This is a genomic window from Streptomyces sp. a15 (assembly GCF_059026085.1).
This window is the reverse complement of record NZ_JBWLKM010000216.1, coordinates 1-1742: the sequence shown is the minus strand read 5'-3', so window position 1 is coordinate 1742 and position 1742 is coordinate 1. Positions and strand designations below refer to the sequence as shown.

1 protein-coding gene is annotated in these 1742 nt (G+C 69.4%); it reads right to left on the bottom strand.

From position 1 onward, the window contains the following. On the bottom strand, positions 1-1742 hold a 1742-nt coding region (locus AC5P09_RS51715), incomplete at both ends, for an RHS repeat-associated core domain-containing protein (protein ID WP_493880594.1).

Here is a 1742-nt window from a genome sequence, read left to right as displayed (position 1 = left end):
GCGTTGTTGCTGTAGGCGTACGGGTTCATCGTGGCCGGCTGGCCGTAGTCGACCATCGGGTCGACCTGGATGAACCGTCCCGTGGCCGGGTCGTAGTCACGGGCACCGAGCCGGGTCAGCCCGGTGTCCTCATCGACCGTGCCGCCCACGAAGCCGCGCTGCCCGGGCCAGGACGCGGGTTCCAGCCCCCGTGTCTCGCCGAACGGCATCGACTTGCGCCGCGTGACGCGCATCGCCGCGTCCACCATGTCCACGACCGTGTGGGAGGTGCCGTGGTGGTCGGCCAGCATCAGCTGCCGGACGCCTCCGGTCGCGCGGACCACCGTGGAACCGTCCGGCAGCGCGTAGAAGCGCTCCGCCTTCGCAGTGGTGTTGGCCGCGTTGACCGTCAGCTCCGCGTCGCCGAGGTAGAGCGTGCGACTGCCGTCCGCGCCGGTGCGGATGAGGCGTTCGCCGTCCGCGCCGTACAGGTACGACGTGGTCTTGGTGCCGCCGCCTTCGACGGGCTGGGTCACCTTGCGGAGCTGGCCCTCGATGTCGTACTCGAGGGTCTGGTTGGTGCCGCCGTGCTGGCGTCCGGTGGTGTTGCCCGCCTTGTCGTAGCCGAAGGTGGCGAGGGTCTCGCCCTTCGGGCCGGTCGACTTGACCTCGGCCAGCGCGTTCGGACCGCCGACGCCTTCCTTTCCGTAGACGTAGTCACGGGTGACGTTCTTGGCGGCGTCGCCCGTGGGGTCGTGCTCGACGAGCTTGGTGCGGTTGCCGGCCGCGTCGTACTGGAACGACTGCCAGTACGCCTCCGGACCGCCGACCGTCTCCTTCGAGGGCGCCGCCGCGCAGTCGTCCGCCGTCTGCGACGTCCAGGCGGAGGTCATCTGCCTGAGCTGGTCGTAGACGAAGCACTGCGTGTCGGTCCCGGCGGAGCCCTCGGCGGCGGCACCCGGCACGTCGGTGATCCTGGTGACGTTGCCGGCCTCGTCGTACCCGTACCGTGCCTCGTTGATACGCCCCGGGCTGATCGAGCGGTCGAAGGTGGCCGTCTGCAGGCGACGGGTGAACTCGTCGTAGACGTAGGTGCCGTACACCTGCTTACCCGCCGGTCCCGCGTCGGTGCGCAGGATCTCGCCGAACGCCGAGTACTGGGCGTTGGCGAGGTACGTGGACGCGCCGCCGATGAAGATCGGCAGGTCGTCCGTGTTGTAGCGGAAGACGATCCGCTCGGTGACCAGACCGCCCAGACCCGGCACGGACACCCAGGCGAGGTTGCCGGTCGGCGTGTAGGAGTACTCGTACTCGTACGTGCCGGCCACGCCGGTCTCCTCGGCGGGGATCACCGTCTGGGACTTCTTCACCCGGTAGGCGTTGTCGTAGTCGGTGACCTCCTCCCGGTACTCACGGCCGCCCTCGTAGCGGATCTGCGCGGTCGGCAGACCCTTGTAGAGGGAGTCGTAGGTCCACTCCAGGCGCTTGGGTCCGGTCGTGCTCCCCTCGCGCAGGGTGGTCGGACGTCCGCCGACGTCGTACGTGGTGAACAGGGACCGGCCCAGCGGGTCGACGGTCTCCACCACGTTGTCGGAGTTGTCGTACCGCATCTGGGTACGGCCGCCGTCGGGGTCGGTCGAGGCCGTCTGGCGGCCCCGCTTGTCGAACTCGAACGTGGTGACGGCACCGCCGGGCGCGGTCACCTTGCGGAGGTTGTCGAGGTCGTCGTACTCGTAGACGGTGTCCCGCCACTTGGTGCGGGC